We start from the raw sequence: 20,122 nt of genomic DNA on the forward strand, positions 1-20,122 counted from the left end.
GCGATGCCGGCCCCAGTGAACTCGCCCTGTTGGGTGGGGTGGTGGGTGGCTGGTCGTTGCTTGAGAACTGCACAGTGGACGCGAGCATCTGTGGCCAAGTTTTTAAGGGCGCACGGTGGATGCCTTGGCACCAGGAACCGATGAAGGACGTGGGAGGCCACGATAGTCCCCGGGGAGTCGTCAACCAGGCTTTGATCCGGGGGTTTCCGAATGGGGAAACCCGGCAGTCGTCATGGGCTGTCACCCGCTGCTGAACACATAGGCAGTGTGGAGGGAACGAGGGGAAGTGAAACATCTCAGTACCCTCAGGAAGAGAAAACAACCGTGATTCCGGGAGTAGTGGCGAGCGAAACCGGATGAGGCCAAACCGTATGCGTGTGATACCCGGCAGGGGTTGCGCATGCGGGGTTGTGGGATCTCTTTATCATCGTCTGCCGGCGGTGAGACGAGTCAGAAACCGTATGGATAGGCGAAGGACATGCGAAAGGTCCGGCGTAGAGGGTAAGACCCCCGTAGCTGAAATTCATGCGGCTCGTTTAAGAGACACCCAAGTAGCACGGGGCCCGAGAAATCCCGTGTGAATCTGGCGGGACCACCCGTTAAGCCTAAATATTCCCTGGTGACCGATAGCGGATAGTACCGTGAGGGAATGGTGAAAAGTACCGCGGGAGCGGAGTGAAATAGTACCTGAAACCGTGTGCCTACAAGCCGTGGGAGCGTCGCGCAAGGAACTTGTTCCTTGCGTCGTGACTGCGTGCCTTTTGAAGAATGAGCCTGCGAGTTTGCGGTGTGTTGCGAGGTTAACCCGTGTGGGGAAGCCGTAGCGAAAGCGAGTCCGAATAGGGCGACATAGTAGCGCGCTCAAGACCCGAAGCGGAGTGATCTAGCCATGGGCAGGTTGAAGCGGCTGTAAGAGGTCGTGGAGGACCGAACCCACCAGGGTTGAAAACCTGGGGGATGACCTGTGGTTAGGGGTGAAAGGCCAATCAAACTCCGTGATAGCTGGTTCTCCCCGAAATGCATTTAGGTGCAGCGTCGTGTGTTTCTTGCCGGAGGTAGAGCACTGGATAGGCGATGGGCCCTACCGGGTTACTGACCTTAGCCAAACTCCGAATGCCGGTAAGTGAGAGCACGGCAGTGAGACTGTGGGGGATAAGCTCCATGGTCGAGAGGGAAACAGCCCAGAGCATCGACTAAGGCCCCTAAGCGTACGCTAAGTGGGAAAGGATGTGGAGTCGCAGAGACAACCAGGAGGTTGGCTTAGAAGCAGCCACCCTTGAAAGAGTGCGTAATAGCTCACTGGTCAAGTGATTCCGCGCCGACAATGTAGCGGGGCTCAAGCGTACCGCCGAAGTCGTGTCATTCGTACATATATCCCCAACGGGAGTACGGATGGGTAGGGGAGCGTCGTGTGCCGGGTGAAGCCGCGCCGGAAGGCAGTGGTGGACGGTTCACGAGTGAGAATGCAGGCATGAGTAGCGATACACACGTGAGAAACGTGTGCGCCGATTGACTAAGGGTTCCTGGGTCAAGCTGATCTGCCCAGGGTAAGTCGGGACCTAAGGCGAGGCCGACAGGCGTAGTCGATGGACAACCGGTTGATATTCCGGTACCCGCTTTGAAACGCCCAATATCGAGCCCATTAATGCTAAGCCCGTGAAGCCGTTCCGGACCCTTCGGGGAATGGAAAGTGGTGGAGCCGGCGATCCAAGGTGGTAGTAGGTAAGCGATGGGGTGACGCAGGAAGGTAGTCCAGCCCGGGCGGTGGTTGTCCCGGGGTAAGGGTGTAGGCCGTGTGATAGGCAAATCCGTCACACATTAAGGCTGAGACCTGATGCCGAGCCGATTGTGGTGAAGTGGATGATCCTATGCTGTCGAGAAAAGCCTCTAGCGAGTTTCATGGCGGCCCGTACCCTAAACCGACTCAGGTGGTCAGGTAGAGAATACCGAGGCGTTCGGGTGAACTATGGTTAAGGAACTCGGCAAAATGCCCCCGTAACTTCGGGAGAAGGGGGGCCATCACTGGTGAGAGGACTTGCTCCTCGAGCTGGGGGTGGCCGCAGAGACCAGCGAGAAGCGACTGTTTACTAAAAACACAGGTCCGTGCGAAGCCGTAAGGCGATGTATACGGACTGACGCCTGCCCGGTGCTGGAACGTTAAGGGGACCGGTTAGTACGCTTTCGGGCGTGCGAAGCTGAGAACTTAAGCGCCAGTAAACGGCGGTGGTAACTATAACCATCCTAAGGTAGCGAAATTCCTTGTCGGGTAAGTTCCGACCTGCACGAATGGCGTAACGACTTCTCGACTGTCTCAACCATAGGCCCGGTGAAATTGCACTACGAGTAAAGATGCTCGTTTCGCGCAGCAGGACGGAAAGACCCCGGGACCTTTACTACAGTTTGATATTGGTGTTCGGTTCGGCTTGTGTAGGATAGGTGGGAGACTGTGAAGCGGCCACGCCAGTGGTTGTGGAGTCATCGTTGAAATACCACTCTGGTCGTGCTGGATGTCTAACCTGGGTCCGTGATCCGGATCAGGGACAGTGTCTGATGGGTAGTTTAACTGGGGCGGTTGCCTCCCAAAAAGTAACGGAGGCGCCCAAAGGTTCCCTCAGCCTGGTTGGCAATCAGGTGTTGAGTGTAAGTGCACAAGGGAGCTTGACTGTGAGACCGACGGGTCGAGCAGGGACGAAAGTCGGGACTAGTGATCCGGCGGTGGCTTGTGGAAGCGCCGTCGCTCAACGGATAAAAGGTACCCCGGGGATAACAGGCTGATCTTCCCCAAGAGTCCATATCGACGGGATGGTTTGGCACCTCGATGTCGGCTCGTCGCATCCTGGGGCTGGAGTCGGTCCCAAGGGTTGGGCTGTTCGCCCATTAAAGCGGTACGCGAGCTGGGTTTAGAACGTCGTGAGACAGTTCGGTCCCTATCCGCTGTGCGCGTAGGAATATTGAGAAGGGCTGTCCCTAGTACGAGAGGACCGGGACGGACGAACCTCTGGTGTGCCAGTTGTCCTGCCAAGGGCATGGCTGGTTGGCTACGTTCGGGAGGGATAACCGCTGAAAGCATCTAAGCGGGAAGCCTGCTTCGAGATGAGTATTCCCACCTCCTTGAGAGGGTAAGGCTCCCAGTAGACGACTGGGTTGATAGGCCGGATATGGAAGCCCAGTAATGGGTGGAGTTGACCGGTACTAATAGGCCGAGGGCTTGTCCTCAGTTGCTCGCGTCCACTGTGTTAGTTCTGAAGTAACGAACTGTCGAACCCCCGTCTGTGTGGGTTCCGGGTCGATATCTTCATAGTGTTTCGGTGGTCATTGCGTTAGGGAAACGCCCGGTTACATTCCGAACCCGGAAGCTAAGCCTTTCAGCGCCGATGGTACTGCAGGGGGGACCCTGTGGGAGAGTAGGACGCCGCCGAACAATTTTTAGCCTCAACCCCTGGACGATGTCCGGGGGTTGAGGCATTTTTGCGTTCACGACCGATCGCCGACGGAATCGGCATGCGTGTTTCGGCGGCCGGAATCGACGTTCTCCGGGACGGACCATGTCTTCGACCACGAGGACCTGTTGACCTGAGGCCTGGACGCAGTGCGCCGCGTAGGGGCCTCCTGAGGCTCCTTAGGGTGGGGCCATGCGCTATGAACTGGTCATCTTCGACAACGACGGTGTGCTCGTCGACAGTGAGCCGATCTCGAACACCATCCTCGCCGGCTTCCTGACCGAGCTGGGGCACCCCACCTCGTACGAGGACTCGCTGCGTGACTACATGGGGGCGGCTGTGCATCGTGTGCACGACCTCGTGCTGGAGCGGACCGGCCGGCGACTGCCCGAGGACTTCGACGACACGCTGCATGCGCGAGTCTTCGCCGCTTTCGAGCGGGAGTTGGTGGCTGTCGACGGAGTGACCGAGGTGCTGGGGAAGCTGGTGGCCGAAGGGGTGCCGTACTGCGTCGCGTCGTCGGGGAGCCATGAGCGGATCCGCGTCGGGCACCGGAAGACCGGGCTGGACCTGTGGTTCCGTGAGGGCAATGTCTTCAGTGCGCAGGACGTGGGCCGGGGGAAGCCGGAGCCGGATCTGTTTCTGCATGCCGCCGAGCGGATGGGCGTTGCCCCGGAGCGCTGTGTCGTCGTGGAGGACAGCCCGCTCGGGGTGACCGCTGCGAAGGCGGCCGGCATGGATGTCTACGGGTTCACGGCGATGACCGCCGCCGAGAAGCTGGCCGGTGCCAAGGGGTACTTCGGGTCCATGGCCGAGCTGCCCGAACTGCTCGTCTGATCCGGCCGATTGGTTGCGTGATCGATCTACCGCTGGGTAGGGCATCGGCCTACGCTGTCCGGCCATGACGGATGCGCGGTTGGGGCAGCGGTTGCGGCGTGGTCGCGGCTCGTTGGCGTTGAGCTTTTTCGCGCAGGGAGTGGCGTTCGCGCTGCTCGTGACGCGCATACCCGCGGTGCAGGACCGGTACGGGATATCCGACGCCCTGCTGCCCGTCTTCCTGGCCGCGGTGCCGATTCTCGCCGGTGTGGGGAGCGTGGTCACCGAGCGGCTGGTGCGGCGGATCGCCCCCAGTGCCGTACTGCGGTGGTCCCAGCCGGTGGTGATGCTGGCGCTGCTGGGGGTCGCCGCCGGGACCGACGTGTGGCAGGTGGCGCTCGCCCTCGGGGTCTTCGGGCTCGCGGTGGGTGCGCTGGACGCGTCCATGAACATGCTCGGGGTGAGCCTTCAGCGGGCGTACGGGCGCAGCATCATGCTCGGTTTCCATGCGGCGTACAGCCTCGGCGGGATCGCCGGCGCCTCGCTCGCGTGGGCGGGCGCGCACTGGGACCTGTCGCTGTTGGTCTCGTATCTGCCGGTGGTGGGTGTGCTGCTGCCGGTGGTGCTGGTGGGGAGCCGGTGGTACGCGGATCAGGAGCGGGTTCCGCAGGCGCCGGACGCCGCACCGGGGGAGCGCGACGGGGCGGGTGTCGGGTTCCGGTTGCTGCTGCCGTTCTGCCTGGTGATGGCCTTCGCCTACATCGGGGACTCGACGGTCTCCAACTGGAGCGCGAAGTATCTGCAGGACGTGCTCGGGAGCTCGGAGGAGGTCGCGACCGTCCCGTACAACGCGTACATGGTGACGACGCTGCTGGGCCGGGCGGTGGGTGACCTGGGGGTGCGGCGGTTCGGTGCCGTGGCGGTCGTGCGGTGCGGGACGGTGCTGGCCGCGGCCGGGTTCGCCGTGGTGGCGGTCGCTCCGGGGCCTGCGGTGGGGATTCTCGGCTTCACCCTGCTGGGGTTCGGGTTGTGTGTGATCGTGCCGCAGACGTTCGCCGCGGCCGGACGGCGGGCGGTCGAGGCCGGGGGGCCCGGGGCGAGCGATGCGGCGGTGGCCAGGCTGAACATCTTCAACTACGTCGGCTTCCTGGTCGGTTCACCGCTCGTCGGAGCGCTCGGGGACGCCTGGAGCTATCGGTGGGCGATGGTCGTGCCGATGGTGTTGGTGCTGGTGACGTTGCGGTACGCCCGCTCGTTCGGCGCGGAGCCGGCCGGATACGGTGGCGGGCATGAGCGGCCGCGGATTGTTGATGTGGGACGAGGCGGTAACGAAGTATGACTTCGGGAGCAGCCATCCGATGGATCCGGTGCGGCTCGCGCTGACCATGGGGTTGGTGCGGGCGTACGGGCTGGACCGTGCGCTGGACGTGGTGTCCGCGAAGTCTGCCGGGGACTCCACGCTCCGGCTCGTGCACCGTGAGGACTATGTGGCGGCGGTCCGGGCGGCCTCGGCGGACCCGAAGTCGGCTGACCAGTCGTACGGGCTCGGCACGATGGACGATCCGGCCTTCGCGGGGATGCACGAGGCGTCCGCGCTGATCGCGGGGCAGTCGGTCGGGGCCGCGGAGGCGGTCTGGCGGGGTGAGGCCGCGCACGCGGTGAACTTCGCGGGCGGTCTGCACCATGCGATGCCCGGTTCGGCCTCGGGGTTCTGCATCTACAACGACGCGTCGCTGGCGATCGCGCGGCTGCTGGAGCTGGGTGCGCAGCGGGTCGCGTACGTCGATGTGGATGTGCATCACGGGGACGGCGTCCAGGCGGCGTTCTGGGACGATCCGCGGGTGCTGACGATCTCGATGCACGAGCATCCGCGGATGCTGTTCCCCGGTACCGGGTGGCCGGAGGAGACGGGCGGGGACGGTGCGGCCGCGGGCAGCGCGGTCAATGTGGCGCTGCCGGCCGGGACGGGTGACGAGGGGTGGCTCCGGGCGTTCCATGCGGTGGTGCCGGAGCTGCTGGCCGACTTCCGGCCGGACGTCCTGGTGACGCAGCACGGGGCGGACACGCACTTCGAGGACCCGCTGGCGCATCTGGCGGTGTCGCTGGACGCACAGCGGGCGGTCCAGGAGTCGTGCCATGCGCTGGCCCACGACCATGTGGACGGCGGCCGGTGGGTCGCGCTCGGGGGCGGCGGATACGCGGTGGTGGACGTGGTCCCCAGGTCCTGGACGCATCTGGTGGGGATCGCCGGACATGCCCCGGTGGACCCGGAGTCGGTGATCCCGTCGACGTGGCGGGACGAAGTGTACGCGCGGACGCGGCAGCTGGGGCCGGGACGGATGACGGACGGCCGTACGCCGACGTGGCGCGAGTGGGAGGCGGGGTACGACCCGGCGGACCGTCTGGACCAGGCGGTGCTGGCGACGCGGCGGGCGGTGTTCCCGCTCAGGGGGCTGCTGCCGTAGGCGCACGGCCCCCTGACCGGCGCCGTGCGGTGGAGCGGCACCGAGTGGCCGCCGCGCGGCCGTACGGCACTGCTGCGTCCGCCCCTTACCCCCGTTACGCCAACCGTGCGGTCACTCCCTCCTTTTCGTACGGGCCCGCGTCCGCTGCGGGAGCATCGGGAGCGTGTTGAGTACCGGAGCGCTGCGGGCGCATCTTCTGGCGGCCCGGTTGGCCGGAGCCGTCGCCACGTCGCGGGAGGCGAGTCTGCGCAGTTACCGGCTCTTCGCCGCGCGTGATCCCCGCGCCACCCTCGGACTCCTTCCCGAACGGGACTGGAGCGAGCGGGAGTTGATCGCTCTGATGGCCGACAGGTGTGGCGTTTCGGACGATCCTGCCTGTGTCGACGGGCCCGATGTCATCGACCCCGAGCGGACGCTGACCGCGCTCGCCGCCTTCGCCGAACGGCTTGGTGCCGTTGCTGCTCGTGGGGGAGCTGTGCTGCTCGGGACCGGGCATCCGCACCGGCTGCTCGGCTTCTACGCCGGGCTGGCAGACGCTTTGTCGGCGGCGGGCTGCGTCGTTCTCACCCCGGCGCAGGGGCGATGTGTCGACATAACGACCCGGTTCGGCGTACGCACGCACAACCTTGACTACGTACGGGGCGTCGCGATGGTGCGCGAGGCCGGCGTTCGGGGCGCCGGGAGTGAGACCGGCGCACACACCCATTCCCCCTTGCCGGTTCGGGTCGCTCTGGAGGGGGTCGCGGAGGGCTGCGGGCCCCTGCCGGACCTGGTCGTCGGTGACCACGGATGGGTCTGCGGGGCAGGTCAGCTGGGGATTGACGCGATCGGGCTCGCCGACACCGACGATCCGGCGCTCTTCGTCGGGGAGGCAGAGGGGCAGGTGTCCGTGGTCGTTCCGCTTGATGACGCTGTGCGGTCCGATTACTACCTACCGCTGACGCGCTATGTACTCAATCGAGCGTGTCTGTCACAGTAGGCGGCCGATCGCTGCTCCTCTTCCCCACTCGCACCACCCGCCCCTAGTCTGGGGAGTGAGCGCACAGCGACGAAGAGTCACCGGAGGGGAAGCCGGTGTGCGTCATGTGCGGAAGGTACAGGTGGGTCATGGCTGCTGGCAGCGAGAGGCCTCTCAACGAGGTCAAGTTCCTTACCGTGGCGGAGGTCGCCTCGGTGATGAGGGTGTCGAAGATGACCGTGTACCGGTTGGTGCACAGCGGTCATCTGCCGGCCATCCGGGTGGGGAGGTCCTTCCGGGTACCGGAGCAAGCGGTTCACGAATACCTCCGCGAGTCCTTTGTGGGGGTGGAATCCGCGTAGCCCGAGCAGGGCGGCTGCCCTCGGATTACAGGCTCGGGGTTATGGCGGGTAGGCTAGGCCGACGTAGGTCGTGTGGGCCCAGACGCCCCGCACCGAGTGAAGAGAAGTGAGCGAGGGTAGTCGTGGGCTCTGTTATCAAGAAGCGGCGCAAGCGGATGGCGAAGAAGAAGCACCGCAAGCTGCTCAAGCGCACCCGCGTTCAGCGTCGTAACAAGAAGTAATTCCGTTACGGCAGCTGTACGTGTCATCACGGCCCCTCCACCGTTTCGGTGGAGGGGCCGCGGTGCGTCCACTGGCGAAACAGCGTCGTGCGGTCATCACAGCGCAACACCGAACCGCTACGGTGACGGATAAGGGTGGGGTGGACCTAAGGGAAGGCGCTGATCTTGGGCAAGGTCGTGCTCGTCACCGGTGTGGCCCGGCAGCTCGGAGGGCGGCTGGTACGGCGCATCCTCCGGGATCCCGGAGTGGACCGGGTGATCGGTGTCGATGCGGTGGACCCCGAGCACCATCTGGGCGGCGCCGACTTCGTACGCGCCGACATCCGCCAGCCGGCCATTGCGCGGGTGCTGGCCGAGCACGACGTCGACACGGTCGTGCACATGGACGTGACCGGTACGCCGTTGGGCGCCGGCGGCCGGACGACGGTCAAGGAGACCAACGTCATCGGCACCATGCAGCTGCTCGGCGCCTGCCAGAAGTCGCCGACCGTCAAGCGGCTGGTGATCAAGTCGAGTACGAGCGTGTACGGCTCGGCGCCCCGCGACCCCGCGGTGTTCACCGAGACCACACCGCCCAAGTCCCTGCCCAGCGGCGGCTTTGCGAAGGACGCGGTCGAGGTCGAGGGATACGTCCGCGGGTTCGCCCGCAGGCGCCCGGACGTCGCCGTGTGCGTCCTGCGGTTCGCGAACATCCTCGGCCCGTGCGCCGACTCCCCGCTCGCCGAGTTCTTCTCGCTGCCCGTCATGCCGACCGTCTTCGGCTACGACCCGCGGCTGCAGTTCGTCCATGAGGACGATGTGATCGACGTGCTGCGGATCGCGCTCGACGAGCCGCGGCGCGGCACGCTCAACAGCGGCACGTTCAACATCGCGGGCGACGGTGTGCTGCTGCTCTCGCAGTGCTCACGGCGTCTCGGGCGGCCGACACTGCCGGTTCTGCTGCCCGCGGTCACCTGGGTCGGCTCCGCGCTGCGTACGCTCGGTGTCACGGACTTCTCGCCCGAGCAGATCCGGCTGCTGACGCACGGCCGGGTGGTGAGTACGACGCAGATGCGCGAGACCCTGGGCTTCCAGCCGAAGTTCACGACCGCGGAGGCCTTCGCGGACTTCGCCCGCAGCCGCGGGCCGGGGCTGCTGCCGCCGGAAGCCCTGGCGGACGCGGTGGACCGGGTGGCGGCCTCGCTGCCGGTCGGCGCGGGCCGGTCCGCCGGTCCGGCCTCCTCCCTCCAGACGACTCAGAGCGACGCCGAATAAGGAGCGCAGCCAACGATGGCGGACGCCAAGGTCATTCCGTTCGACGACGACCGTTCGCGCGGCAGCGCGCAGCGTGCCGCGCGGCGGCGCCCCACGGGCGGCACGAGCCGGCGCAAGGCCGATCCCGGCGGTATGCGGGAGATGCCCGTGAGCCCGCTGCCTGCACAGCAGCCGGTGCTGAAGGCGTCGGACGCCCCCGACCCGGAGCCGCCGGTGCAGCCGCCGGCCGAGCGGGGCGGCGGCTGGGACCGGCGGATCGCCGGCGGTCTGGCGTTCCTGCGCCGCCGGATCACCGGGGACTACGAGGTCGACGAGTTCGGCTACGACGAGGACCTCACCGACCAGGTCCTGATGTCGATGGTCCGGCCGCTGTACGAGAAGTACTTCCGGGTCGAGGTGAAGGGGATCGAGAACATCCCCTCCGACGGCGGAGCGCTGGTGGTGGCCAACCACTCGGGCACGCTGCCGCTGGACGGTCTGATGATGCAGGTCGCCGTCCACGACAACCATCCGGCGGGCCGTCATCTGCGGCTGCTCGCCGCGGATCTGGTCTTCATGCTGCCGGTGGTCAACGAACTGGCCCGCAAGGCCGGGCACACGCTGGCATGCTCCGAGGACGCCGAGCGGCTCCTTCAGCGCGGTGAGGTCGTCGGGGTGATGCCGGAGGGCTTCAAGGGCATCGGGAAGCCGTTCAGCGACCGCTACAAGCTTCAGAGGTTCGGGCGGGGCGGGTTCGTCTCCACGGCGCTGCGGGCGGGGGCTCCGATCGTGCCGTGCTCGATCGTGGGGGCGGAGGAGATCTACCCGATGATCGGCAACGCGAAGACCCTCGCGCGGCTGCTGGGCTTCCCGTACTTCCCGATCACGCCGACGTTCCCGTGGCTGGGTCCGCTGGGCGCGGTGCCGCTGCCGACGAAGTGGACGATCCAGTTCGGGGAGCCGATCCCGACGGACGGGTATCCGCCGGAGGCGGCGGAGGACCCGATGCTGATGTTCAACCTGACGGATCAGGTGCGGGAGCAGATCCAGCACACGCTCTACAAGCTGCTGGTGCAGCGGCGGTCGGTGTTCTTCTAGGCCGCTGTTCTTCCGGGCCGGGTGTTCTTCTGGCCCGTGTTCTTCACACATGCCGGAGGGGCTGGAATCTTCCAGCCCCTCCGGCCTTGCTGTGTGTCAGTTGTCGTCCTCGGCCTCCAGGCCGAGACCCGGCAGGATTCCCGGCAGCAGCGGCGGGATGGTGATGTCCGGCTGCGGCGGGAACGGGTCCTTGCCCGAGGGCGAGGGGGTGTCGCCGTTCGTCGGAGGGTCGAACAGATCGCCCGGGTCGCCGCCGAGCAGACCGTCGTCCGACGCCTCACCGGAACCCGAGGGCTGCGGCTTGCCGGCCTCGCCCGGACGGGACTCGCCCGTGCCCGGCGCGGACGGTGTCGTACGACCGCTGCCCGGGCTCGATGTGCGGTCAGGGTCCTGCGAGGAGGCGCCGGGACGCTGCCCACCGCCACGGCTCTGCTCCGGGGCGCGGGGCAGCAGCGACTGAAGCGGCTCGACCTCTTGGTCTATGGCGTCGAACACGTCGTTGACGTCGTCGCCGACATCGGTCAGCTGGGCCGGCAGCCGGTCCCGCAGCCCGTTCCACGCGTCACGGTGGGCGCGTGAGAACGAGTTGAGCTTCTGGATCGGTCCGAGCGAGCCGTCCCGTTCGTACGCCTCGTGAAGCAGCCGGTGGCCCTCGCCCGCGTCATGCCGCACGCCGGTGAGGGCGCGGCGGACCTCGCCCAGTGATTCGTGGTCCAGTGCGCCCGCCCGTCCGCGCTCCATGAGGCGGCGGGCCTCACTGAGCCGGGTGGATGCCTGGTCGAGGTACAGCTCGCCGCGGTCGGACTCGCCTTCCGCCATACCGAGCCGGATGTCCTCCATGCCGCGCTTCAGCCCGTACAGCGTGTCACCTGGAAGGGCGTCGGAACTGGCAGCGGCCACTCCGCTGAAGGCTCCCGCGGCGACACCGACGGTCAGACCGCCGGCCGCAAGACCCTTCGACCAGCGAGAACGCGGTCGCAATTTCCGGAGCGGGGAAGCCCGATGGGCGCCGCGGCCGGTCGTCCGCTGCTCGGGCACCGTAGGGCCCGCGGACCTGCCTCCCGAGGCCGTGCCTTCCTGGAACATGGCTTCCATGGCGGCCACGAGCTGCGCTCGCTGCACCACTTTGACCTCGGGATCCATTACCGGTCCCGGCAGCTCGCCGAGACCGTTCGCCAGCGCCAACAGCCGTCCGTGCTCGGTCGGTTCGACCGCACCATCCGGCTGCTCGGCCGCCTGATCTTCCAAGGCCTGGGCGAAGGCGTTCGCCCGCCGGTGCGCCGAAACGTTCGCGATCACTGGCGGCACCTCCTCTCGTCATGACGGTCGACTCCCCTCGGGGTCCGGAAGGTTGCACACCTTGAGCGCAACCACACGATCGAGTGAGTGGCTGCGGGCACGGCGTGACCACAGGGAGCCTGCATCCCGCACAACGAGCGTCGCGGCACTTGGGTTACGCGCGAAAGATGATCGGACCAGTGCGTCATCGTGGCGTCACCGATTGTGAGTTGGGGTCGGTCAGCGGGCGTCGTCGGGCAGGAGGCGGGCCAGGGTGCGTACGGCGCGGTACTGGAGGGTCTTGATCGCACCCTCGTTCTTGCCCATCACCCTGGCGGTCTCCGCGACCGACAGGCCTTGCAGGAAGCGCAGAGTCACGCATTCCTGCTGCTGAGGATTGAGTTTCTTGACGGCTTCCAGCAGCGCGGCGTTGGACAGGGACTCCAGGACGGAGTCCTCCGGACTGCGTTCGACCTCGTTGGCGTCGAGCATCTCGCCGGTCGTGACCTCCAGCCGGAAGCGGCTGGACTTGAAGTGGTCGGCGACCAGGTTCCGCGCGATCGTGACCAGCCAGGCCCCGAAGTCGCGGCCCTGCCAGGTGAAGGTGGAGATTCGGCGCAGGGCCCGCAGGAACGTCTCACTCGTGAGGTCCTCCGCCGTCGCCTTGCCGCCCACCCGGTAGTAGATGTAGCGGTAGACAGTGTCGCTGTACTGGTCGTAGAGACGGCCGAATGCTTCCGCCTCGCCCGCCTGGGCGCGTTCGACCAGCTCCATCATGCGGGCGCTGTCGCTGTCGGCACTGGGCCGGCGAGCGGTGGTCGAGGCGCCGGAGCCGCCCCGGCTGCTCCGTCTGCCCACGGCCGCGCGGCCGTCGGCCAGGGCGTAGCAGGGAGCGGCGGGGCCGCTGGTGGCGAGGCGGGGCATGGCAAGGGCGGGGCCGGCGTACGCGGTGGGGACGAAACCGCGCAGGTGGTCGAGGACCGCCGCGCGGAGCGTAGCCAGGCCCGAGGCGTCAACCCCGACGTGTGGGTACACGGGACTCCCAGAGGCAGAGCTTCCATCACGTGCAGTGCGGGAATATTCACCCGTCGTGGCGACTGGTGGGTTCCCGTATGCGTTTGAGGAGAATAACGCTTCGTACAGGCAGTGCTACACCCAGTTGCTCAAATCATCGTTTCCGTCGCTTCTGTTACGCCTCGGCGACGCTTCAAGTAGCAGATCGTGAACGTTTGTTGATCGAAAAGCTTCGCGATGTGACTCATCGGAGGGTGCGCCGCAGCCTGTTCCCTGCGGTCGGGAGCGTCCCGGATCGTCGCTCTGCGTGTCAGCGGCGGCGGCGGTGCAGGGCGACCGCGGCGGCCGTACCACCGGCGATGGCGCCGACGCCGGCCGCCGCCGGGATGCCGACCTTGGCCGCCTTGCGGCCGGTCCGGTAGTCACGCAGTCGCCATTCGCGCTCGCGTGCGTGCTTGCGCAGCTTCGTGTCCGGATTGATCGCATACGGATGCCCGACGAGCGAGAGCATCGGGATGTCGTTGTGCGAATCGCTGTAGGCGGCGCAGCGGGCGAGCTCCAGGCCCTCGGCCGCGGCCAGGGCGCGTACCGCCTCGGCCTTCGCCGGGCCGTGCAGCGGCTCGCCGACGAGCTTGCCGGTGTAGACGCCGTCGACGGACTCGGCGACCGTGCCCAGTGCGCCGGTCAGGCCGAGGCGGCGGGCGATGATCGTCGCGGTCTCCACCGGGGCGGCGGTCACCAGCCAGACCTTCTGGCCCGCGTCCAGGTGCGCCTGCGCGAGCGCGCGGGTGCCGGGCCAGATGCGGTCGGCCATGTACTCGTCGTAGATCTCCTCGCCGATGCTCATCAGCTCGGAGACGCGGTGGCCCTTCACGATGGACAGCGCGGACTCGCGGACGTCCTGCATGTGCTCGGGGTCCTCGACCCCGGCGAGCCGGAACCAGGTCTGCTGCCAGGCGAATCTGGCCAGCTCACGGCGCTGGAAGAACTTCCGCTTGTACAGGCCGCGGCCGAAGTGGAAGATCGCGGCGCCCTGCATCACGGTGTTGTCGAGGTCGAAGAAGGCGGCGGCCCGATCGTCCCCGAGGACGGGGAAGTCGGGTTCGGCGGGCGGGGCGAAGCCGTCCAGCGTGCCGAATTCGTCGAGCTGCTGCGACGTCTTGCGCGCTGCCTCGGCTGCTGCCTCGCCTGCGAGCACGCTCCTTGCGGTGGCGGAGCGCCTACGGGGGGTGAGCCATCCCAGTGCGGCCATGGCGTGAGCATAGCCAGTCTGTTCGGGACTTCCCGACACGCCGGTGTGCCATGGCGTGAACTCTGCGCGACCGCTCTGTTAAACGGGTGAAGCCGGTGTGCCGCGGGCGCGGGGCGCGGGGGACCGGGGAGGTCGTGCGCGGGCGGAGAATGGCTCCATGAGTCCTCTGTTGCGGCGCGCGAAGAAGAAGCCCGGCGAGCGAGTGGTGACGCTGATCGGCAAACCGGAGTGTCATCTGTGCGACGACGCCCGGGCGGTCGTCGAGAAGGTGTGCGCCGAGACGGGCGCGTCGTGGGAGGAGAAGGACATCACCCAGGACGAGGCACTGCACCGGGCGTACTGGGAGCAGATCCCGGTGGTGCTCGTCGACGGCGAGCAGCACACGTTCTGGCGGGTGGACCCGGGGCGGCTGCGGCGCGCGCTGGGGGCCTGACTCCGGTTTACGGCCGGCTGCGCGCCGCGCGCGGCAGTGGGGACCCCGTTCGGGGGGCGTTCCGGCGCTGTCACGGCTCTATCCGGACGCGAGGAGGACAGGGCACAGTAGACGGTCTCGGGGCGTAGACGTGAGGAGTGTGTACGGTTTTGCCCCCTTCGGGTCTCAGGCGGGCCGATGCGGTTCGAGGTTCCAGGTTCACGCGCGCGAAATGCGTGACCCCGGTCACTTTGCTCGGACAAAACGGACACCATCTTTGTGCACGCGTTCACAAAGACATAGCCTGCATTCGACGGGGCGGTCTTGGAACACACGGCCGCCTGCAGCCTCGCTCATCCCGCAGGAGCACCGTGGCAACTGGCCGAAATCACCGACCGGCGACCCGTAGCCGAGGAATCCCCGAGGCCACCGTCGCCCGGCTTCCGCTGTACCTCCGCGCCCTCACGGCGCTCTCCGAGCGTTCCGTGCCGACCGTCTCCTCCGAGGAGCTGGCGGCCGCGGCGGGCGTGAACTCCGCGAAGCTGCGCAAGGACTTCTCCTACCTCGGCTCGTACGGCACCCGGGGCGTCGGCTACGACGTGGAGTACCTCGTCTACCAGATCTCCCGTGAGCTGGGGCTCACGCAGGACTGGCCCGTGGTGATCGTCGGTATCGGTAACCTCGGCGCCGCGCTCGCGAACTACGGCGGCTTCGCCTCCCGTGGCTTCCGGGTCGCCGCGTTGATAGACGCGGACCCGACGATGGCCGGCAAGCCCGTTGCCGGCATCCCCGTCCAGCACACGGACGAGCTCGAGAAGATCATCAGCGACAACGGCGTGTCGATCGGCGTCATCTCCACGCCCGCCGGTGCCGCCCAGCAGGTGTGCGAGCGGCTGATCGCCGCCGGTGTCACCTCCATCCTCAACTTCGCCCCCACCGTCCTCTCCGTGCCCGACGGTGTCGATGTGCGCAAGGTCGACCTCTCGATCGAGCTGCAGATCCTCGCCTTCCACGAGCAGCGGAAGGCCGGCGAGGAGGCCGAGGCCGCGGCAGGCCGGAAGGGACCCGACGGGGACATGCCCGCCGTGATGCCGGCATGAGTCTCCTGGTCGTCGGACTGAGCCACCGCAGCGCGCCGGTCAGCGTGCTGGAGCGGGCGTCGCTGTCCGCGGACGCGCAGGTCAAGCTGCTGCACGACACGCTCGCCGCGGAGCCGTCAGCGGAGGCCGCGGTGCTGGCCACCTGCAACCGCATCGAGCTCTACGCCGACGTGGACAAGTTCCACGCGGGTGTGGCCGAGCTGTCCACCCTGCTCGCGCAGCACAGCGGCGTCGGGCTCGAGGAGCTCACTCCGTATCTGTACGTGCACTACGAGGACCGGGCGGTGCACCACCTGTTCTCGGTGGCGTGCGGCCTGGACTCGATGGTGGTGGGCGAGGGGCAGATCCTCGGCCAGATCAAGGACGCGCTCGCGCTGGGGCAGGAACTGCACACCGCCGGGCGGCTGATCAACGACCTGTTCCAGCAGGCGCTGCGGGTCGGCAAGCGCGCCCACAGCGAGACCGGGATCGACCGGGCCGGGCAGTCGCTCGTGACCTTCGGCCTGGAGCAGCTCGCCGAGGGCGCGGACGTCGAGCAGTGGGCGGCGGACAAGCGGGTGCTGGTGATCGGCGCCGGCTCGATGTCCTCGCTCGCCGCGACGACGCTGGCCCGCCTCGGGGTCGGCGAGCTCGTCGTCGCCAACCGGACGCTGGACCGCGCCGAACGACTGGCCTCCGTGCTCGCGGAGACGGGCGGGGTGACCGCGCGGGCGGTGCCCATGGCTGCGGTCGCCGACGAACTGACACGTGCCGATGCGGTGGTGTCCTGCACCGGGGCGACCGGTCTCGTCCTGACGGCGGAGTCGGTCGCGACCGCGCTGGCGGAGCATGTGGTGCCGGTGGGCGCGGACGCCGCGTCGGCGGTCCGGGACCTGCGGGCGCCCGACGGCAGCCTGGTCGCACGGCTGGCCGAGTTCGCCGCGCGGGACGGGCGGGTCGCGGACCTCACGGTCGGCCACGAGCCCCGGGTCCCCGCCCCCGATGCCGCGACGCAGGCCGGGTCCGCGAGCGGCGAGGCCGTCTGTCCCGTGGGACTCGACGAGCTGCACGTCGCCGAGACGCTGGCGCAGCACGGCGCCTGGATGGAGAACGCCGAGCGGACCCTGCCGCGCAACCCCGCACCCGTGCGCACCAACGGCGCGGTGCGCATCGGACTGCTCGATCTCGCCATGCCGCGGGACATCGATCACGCCGTCCACCGGCTCCCCGGTGTGCGGCTCGTCGACATCGAATCGCTCGCCGAGGCGTCCGCCGACGCCCCGATGGCCGCCGATGTCGATCAAGTGCGCCGCATCGTGTCCGACGAGGTCGCCGCGTTCGGTGCCGCCCAGCGGGCGGCCCGCATCACGCCGACCGTCGTCGCGCTGCGCACCATGGCCGCCGATGTCGTCGCCGGTGAGATCGCGCGCCTGGAGGGGCGGCTCACCGGACTCGACGAGAAGCAGCGCGCCGAGATCAACCAGACCGTCCGCCGCGTCGTCGACAAGCTGCTCCACGCGCCCACCGTGCGCGTCAAGCAGCTCGCCAGCGAGCCCGGCGGCGCCGGGTACGCCGACGCACTGCGGACGCTCTTCGACCTCGACCCGGAGACGGTCGCCTCCGTCAGCCGGGCCGACATGAATGACGCAGACGTCAAGAACCGAGGGCGAGTATGACCGAGAGGGCACTGAGACTCGGGACCAGGCGCAGCAAGCTCGCCATGGCCCAGTCCGGGCAAGTGGCTCAGGCGGTGCGCCAGTTGACCGGCCGTGCCGTCGAGCTCGTCGAGATCACCACGTACGGGGACACCTCCCGTGAGCATCTCGCGCAGATCGGCGGTACGGGGGTCTTCGTCACCGCGCTGCGGGACGCCCTGCTGCGCGGTGACGTCGACTTCTGCGTTCACTCGCTGAAGGACCTGCCCACCACGCAGCCCGACGACCTCACGATCGCGGCCGTGCCGCGGCGCGAGGACGCGCGGGACGTGCTGGTGGCGCGCGACGGCCTGACCTTCGACCGGCTGAACGACGGTGCCCGCATCGGCACCGGTTCGCCGCGCCGGATGGCGCAGCTGAACGCGTACGCCCGCGCGCACCACCTGCGCATAGAGACCGTGCCGATCCGGGGCAACATCGACACCCGGATCGGATACGTACGAAGCGGGGAGCTGGACGCGGTGGTTCTCGCCGCCGCCGGGCTCCACCGCATCGGAAGGATCGAGGAGGCGACCGACTTCCTGTCGGTCGACTTCGTCCTGCCGGCCCCCGGCCAGGGGGCCCTGGCGATCGAGTGCACCGCACAGAACGCGGAACTCGCCGCCGTACTCGCCGAGCTCGACGACCCGTACACCCGGGTCGCCGTGACCGCCGAGCGTTCCCTGCTCGCCGCCCTGGAGGCCGGCTGCAGCGCACCTGTGGGTGCGCTTGCCGACCTGTTGGCCGACGGACAGGTTGTCACCGAAATGCGCCTGCGCGGCGTCGTCGGCACCACCGACGGCTCGACGCTGGTGCAGCTGTCCACCACCGGTCCCGTACCCACGTCGCACGGCGACGCCATCGCGCTCGGTCGCGAACTCGCGTCCGAGATGCTCGCCAAGGGTGCGGCCGGTCTTATGGGGGAGCGAGCACTTTGAGCCCCATCGCCAATCCGACTTCGGCGTTCTCGGCACACGGGCACGTCACTTTCCTCGGCGCCGGTCCCGGCGACCCCGGACTGCTGACACTGCGCGCCGTCGAGGCACTCGCGGGAGCCGACGTACTGATCGCCGAGCCGGATGTGCTCGATGTCGTACGCGGCCATGCGCGAGCGAGCGTGAGCACGCCTGAACTGACGGTTGTTGACGATGCGTCAACAGCCGCCGGAATCCCCGTACTCAGGGATGCGGCCAATCTTGTCATGGAGGCCGCGCGCGGCGGCAAGCGGGTCGTCCGTGCCGTGACCGGTGATCCGGGACTGGACACCGACGCAGGTCAGGAGATGCTGGCCTGCGCCGCGGAGGGAATTCCCTTCGAGGTCGTGCCCGGTGTCGCCACGGCGGTGGGCGTACCTGCGTACGCCGGTGTACCGCTGCGCGACGCCCAGGGCACGGACGTCCGGTTCGTCGACGCCCGTACCGCGAGTGAGCGGTGCTGGACCGAAGTCGGCGCCAGTGACGGGACGGTCGTCGTCTCCAGCACGCTCGAAACCGTCGCCGCGGCGGCGGGCGAGCTGGTGGCCGCGGGCCGCAAGCCCGACACCCCGCTGACCGTGACGGTCGCCGGTACGACGACCCGTCAGCGGACCTGGACCGCGACGCTCGGCACGATCGCGCAGACCCTCAAGCAGGCGAAGGTGCTGCCCTCGCCCGAGGGACACCGGTCCGTCATAGCCGTGGTCGGTGAGCGCAGCTCGGCTGCTCAGCGCGACCAGCTCGCGTGGTTCGAGTCCAAGCCGCTGTTCGGCTGGAAGGTGCTCGTGCCGCGGACCAAGGAGCAGGCGGCGTCGCTCTCCGACCAGCTTCGTTCCTACGGCGCGGTGCCGCACGAGGTGCCGACGATCGCCGTGGAGCCGCCGCGGACGCCGCAGCAGATGGAGCGGGCGGTCAAGGGACTCGTCACCGGACGGTACGAGTGGATCGCCTTCACCTCGGTGAACGCGGTCAAGGCGGTCCGGGAGAAGTTCGAGGAGTACGGGCTCGACGCGCGTGCCTTCGCGGGCATCAAGGTCGCGGCGGTCGGCGAACAGACCGCGGCGGCGCTGGTCGACTTCGGTGTGAAGCCCGACCTGGTGCCGAGCGGTGAGCAGTCGGCGGCGGGTCTGCTGGAGGACTGGCCGCCGTACGACCCGGTCTTCGACCCGATCGACCGGGTGTTCCTGCCGCGTGCGGACATCGCGACGGAGACGCTGGTCGCGGGCCTCATCGAGCTGGGCTGGGAGGTCGACGACGTCACGGCCTACCGGACCGTGCGGGCGTCGCCGCCGCCGGCGGACACGCGTGAGGCGATCAAGGGCGGCGGGTTCGACGCGGTGCTGTTCACGTCGTCGTCGACGGTGCGGAACCTGGTCGGGATCGCGGGGAAGCCGCACAACGTCACCGTGATCGCGTGCATCGGTCCGGCGACCGCGAAGACGGCGGAGGAGCACGGGCTGCGGGTGGACGTGCTGTCGCCGGAGCCGTCGGTGCATCGGCTCGCTGAGGCGCTCGCGGAGTTCGGGGCGCGGAGGCGGGGGGCTGCGCTGGAGGCGGGCGAGCATGTGACGCGGCCGTCGGAGAGACGACCGGGGGGTCGTCGCCGCCGCACGACCTGACACTGCGGGAGGGCCCGCGCCCCTGTTCCGGCTGCCGCCGGGGTGGGGGTGCGGGCCCTTTTGCGTGCGCGGTCACCACGACGGTGGTGCGGGTGGTTGCCGGGGCGCTGCCCCGGGCCCCGCGCCTCAATCGCCGGCGGGGCTGAATGTGGCCCGGCACCTTGCGGGGCTCCGCCCCGGGCCCCGCGCCTCAATCGCCGGCGAGGC

Annotated in this window: 16 protein-coding genes and 2 rRNA genes; 15 read left to right on the plus strand and 3 right to left on the minus strand. The window is 68.1% G+C overall.

Annotated features, from left to right (window positions below; translation table 11 throughout):
• The first annotated feature begins 92 nt into the window (after window positions 1–92).
• The 10 genes from ACQPWZ_RS20370 to ACQPWZ_RS20415 all read left to right on the plus strand — a co-directional run bounded on the left by ACQPWZ_RS20370 (window position 93) and on the right by ACQPWZ_RS20415 (window position 10,593).
• A 23S ribosomal RNA gene (locus tag ACQPWZ_RS20370) occupies window positions 93–3,216 on the plus strand.
• 88 nt (window positions 3,217–3,304) lie between these two features.
• A 5S ribosomal RNA gene (gene rrf / locus ACQPWZ_RS20375) occupies window positions 3,305–3,421 on the plus strand.
• A gap of 211 nt (window positions 3,422–3,632) precedes the next feature.
• The gene (locus tag ACQPWZ_RS20380; protein WP_356706491.1) at window positions 3,633–4,277 is read left to right on the plus strand and encodes an HAD family hydrolase; all 645 of its coding nucleotides are present in this window, start codon (window positions 3,633–3,635) and stop codon (window positions 4,275–4,277) included.
• Window positions 4,278–4,341: 64 nt separating this feature from the next.
• On the plus strand, window positions 4,342–5,595 hold the full coding sequence (locus ACQPWZ_RS20385) for an MFS transporter (protein ID WP_433572061.1): 1,254 nt from the start codon (window positions 4,342–4,344) through the stop codon (window positions 5,593–5,595).
• Window positions 5,546–6,721: an acetoin utilization protein AcuC gene (locus ACQPWZ_RS20390; RefSeq protein WP_340474539.1), complete on the plus strand. Its 1,176-nt coding sequence runs from the start codon at window positions 5,546–5,548 to the stop codon at window positions 6,719–6,721. Before ACQPWZ_RS20385 ends, ACQPWZ_RS20390 begins: the two co-directional genes overlap by 50 nt.
• Window positions 6,722–6,884: 163 nt before the next feature.
• Window positions 6,885–7,700: a phosphatase gene (locus ACQPWZ_RS20395; RefSeq protein WP_433572062.1), complete on the plus strand. Its 816-nt coding sequence runs from the start codon at window positions 6,885–6,887 to the stop codon at window positions 7,698–7,700.
• 128 nt (window positions 7,701–7,828) lie between these two features.
• Window positions 7,829–8,041, plus strand: coding sequence for a helix-turn-helix domain-containing protein (locus tag ACQPWZ_RS20400; protein WP_014046653.1), 213 nt, complete (start codon window positions 7,829–7,831; stop codon window positions 8,039–8,041).
• A 122-nt stretch (window positions 8,042–8,163) separates the two neighbouring features.
• Window positions 8,164–8,262 carry a 30S ribosomal protein bS22 gene (locus tag ACQPWZ_RS20405; RefSeq protein WP_003948845.1) on the plus strand — a complete coding sequence of 33 codons (99 nt, stop codon included), beginning with the start codon at window positions 8,164–8,166 and terminating at the stop codon, window positions 8,260–8,262.
• A gap of 165 nt (window positions 8,263–8,427) precedes the next feature.
• On the plus strand, window positions 8,428–9,516 hold the full coding sequence (locus ACQPWZ_RS20410; protein WP_340474541.1) for an NAD-dependent epimerase/dehydratase family protein: 1,089 nt from the start codon (window positions 8,428–8,430) through the stop codon (window positions 9,514–9,516).
• A 15-nt stretch (window positions 9,517–9,531) separates the two neighbouring features.
• Complete coding sequence (locus tag ACQPWZ_RS20415) at window positions 9,532–10,593, plus strand: lysophospholipid acyltransferase family protein (RefSeq protein ID WP_313944894.1); 1,062 nt, start codon at window positions 9,532–9,534, stop codon at window positions 10,591–10,593.
• A 96-nt stretch (window positions 10,594–10,689) separates the two neighbouring features.
• Here ACQPWZ_RS20415 and ACQPWZ_RS20420 read toward each other — a convergent pair whose 3' ends face one another.
• The 3 genes from ACQPWZ_RS20420 to ACQPWZ_RS20430 form a co-directional block, all read right to left on the minus strand.
• A complete protein-coding gene (locus ACQPWZ_RS20420) occupies window positions 10,690–11,892 on the minus strand; it encodes a DUF5667 domain-containing protein (protein ID WP_433572063.1) in 1,203 nt (400 codons plus the stop codon).
• A 219-nt stretch (window positions 11,893–12,111) separates the two neighbouring features.
• Window positions 12,112–12,906 carry an ECF subfamily RNA polymerase sigma factor, BldN family gene (locus tag ACQPWZ_RS20425; protein ID WP_340474543.1) on the minus strand — a complete coding sequence of 265 codons (795 nt, stop codon included), beginning with the start codon at window positions 12,904–12,906 and terminating at the stop codon, window positions 12,112–12,114.
• Window positions 12,907–13,195: 289 nt separating this feature from the next.
• Entirely contained in the window at window positions 13,196–14,137 is a 942-nt protein-coding gene (locus tag ACQPWZ_RS20430; protein ID WP_313944891.1) for an HAD family hydrolase, read from the minus strand.
• Window positions 14,138–14,294: 157 nt separating this feature from the next.
• Between ACQPWZ_RS20430 and ACQPWZ_RS20435 the strand changes: the two genes are divergently transcribed.
• The 5 genes from ACQPWZ_RS20435 (at window position 14,295) to ACQPWZ_RS20455 (ending at window position 19,915) form a co-directional block, all read left to right on the plus strand.
• The gene (locus tag ACQPWZ_RS20435; RefSeq protein ID WP_340474545.1) at window positions 14,295–14,570 is read left to right on the plus strand and encodes a glutaredoxin family protein; all 276 of its coding nucleotides are present in this window, start codon (window positions 14,295–14,297) and stop codon (window positions 14,568–14,570) included.
• A gap of 350 nt (window positions 14,571–14,920) precedes the next feature.
• On the plus strand, window positions 14,921–15,649 hold the full coding sequence (locus ACQPWZ_RS20440) for a redox-sensing transcriptional repressor Rex (protein ID WP_142214354.1): 729 nt from the start codon (window positions 14,921–14,923) through the stop codon (window positions 15,647–15,649).
• Window positions 15,646–17,304: a glutamyl-tRNA reductase gene (locus tag ACQPWZ_RS20445; protein WP_433572064.1), complete on the plus strand. Its 1,659-nt coding sequence runs from the start codon at window positions 15,646–15,648 to the stop codon at window positions 17,302–17,304. The genes ACQPWZ_RS20440 and ACQPWZ_RS20445 overlap by 4 nt, the downstream gene beginning before the upstream one ends.
• Entirely contained in the window at window positions 17,301–18,260 is a 960-nt protein-coding gene (gene hemC, locus ACQPWZ_RS20450) for a hydroxymethylbilane synthase (protein ID WP_313944888.1), read from the plus strand. The genes ACQPWZ_RS20445 and hemC overlap by 4 nt, the downstream gene beginning before the upstream one ends.
• Window positions 18,257–19,915: a uroporphyrinogen-III synthase gene (locus tag ACQPWZ_RS20455; protein WP_340474547.1), complete on the plus strand. Its 1,659-nt coding sequence runs from the start codon at window positions 18,257–18,259 to the stop codon at window positions 19,913–19,915. Before hemC ends, ACQPWZ_RS20455 begins: the two co-directional genes overlap by 4 nt.
• Window positions 19,916–20,122 lie beyond the last annotated feature (207 nt).

This window comes from Streptomyces sp. CA-251247 (assembly GCF_050952975.1).
Classification (GTDB): Bacteria; Actinomycetota; Actinomycetes; order Streptomycetales; family Streptomycetaceae; genus Streptomyces; species Streptomyces achmelvichensis.

Coding starts and splice junctions, on each gene's coding strand:
- ACQPWZ_RS20390 (WP_340474539.1), top strand. CDS start 5,546: ATGAGCGGCCGCGGATTGTTGATGTGGGACGAGGCGGTAACGAAGTAT.
- ACQPWZ_RS20435 (WP_340474545.1), top strand. CDS start 14,295: ATGAGTCCTCTGTTGCGGCGCGCGAAGAAGAAGCCCGGCGAGCGAGTG.
- ACQPWZ_RS20380 (WP_356706491.1), top strand. CDS start 3,633: ATGCGCTATGAACTGGTCATCTTCGACAACGACGGTGTGCTCGTCGAC.
- ACQPWZ_RS20445 (WP_433572064.1), top strand. CDS start 15,646: ATGAGTCTCCTGGTCGTCGGACTGAGCCACCGCAGCGCGCCGGTCAGC.
- ACQPWZ_RS20400 (WP_014046653.1), top strand. CDS start 7,829: ATGGCTGCTGGCAGCGAGAGGCCTCTCAACGAGGTCAAGTTCCTTACC.
- ACQPWZ_RS20385 (WP_433572061.1), top strand. CDS start 4,342: ATGACGGATGCGCGGTTGGGGCAGCGGTTGCGGCGTGGTCGCGGCTCG.
- hemC (WP_313944888.1), top strand. CDS start 17,301: ATGACCGAGAGGGCACTGAGACTCGGGACCAGGCGCAGCAAGCTCGCC.
- ACQPWZ_RS20415 (WP_313944894.1), top strand. CDS start 9,532: ATGGCGGACGCCAAGGTCATTCCGTTCGACGACGACCGTTCGCGCGGC.
- ACQPWZ_RS20430 (WP_313944891.1), bottom strand. CDS start 14,137: ATGGCCGCACTGGGATGGCTCACCCCCCGTAGGCGCTCCGCCACCGCA.